The sequence below is a fragment of the Rhizobium sp. SVR5-9E genome (assembly GCF_056755095.1).
Map to the genome: position 1 here is coordinate 1 of NZ_JBNDHS010000492.1, position 260 is coordinate 260.

Below are 260 nucleotides of genomic sequence, written 5' to 3' on the forward strand. Positions count from 1 at the left end.
CTCTTTGGAGGGCATCAGGAATACGCTCTCCAGCTCTGGCATCAGGTGGCGGTTCATGTGCGCCAACTGCATTTCGTATTTGAAGTCAGCCACCGCGCGTAACCCACGGATCAAAATGTTAGCCTGCCGGGCACGGGCGAAGTTGGCCATCAGATCACTGAAGCCCACCACCTCGACGTTTGGCAGATGCGAGATAGCGTCAGTGGCAAGTGCAACGCGCTCATTGAGATCGAACATGGGTTTCTTACTGGGGCTGGCGG

1 pseudogene is annotated in these 260 nt (G+C 56.5%); it reads right to left on the reverse strand.

What is annotated here, in order from left to right:
- Positions 1-237: pseudogene (locus ACPYOJ_RS35760) on the reverse strand (pantetheine-phosphate adenylyltransferase); the annotation flags it as partial.
- Between the last annotated feature and the right edge of the window lie 23 nt (positions 238-260).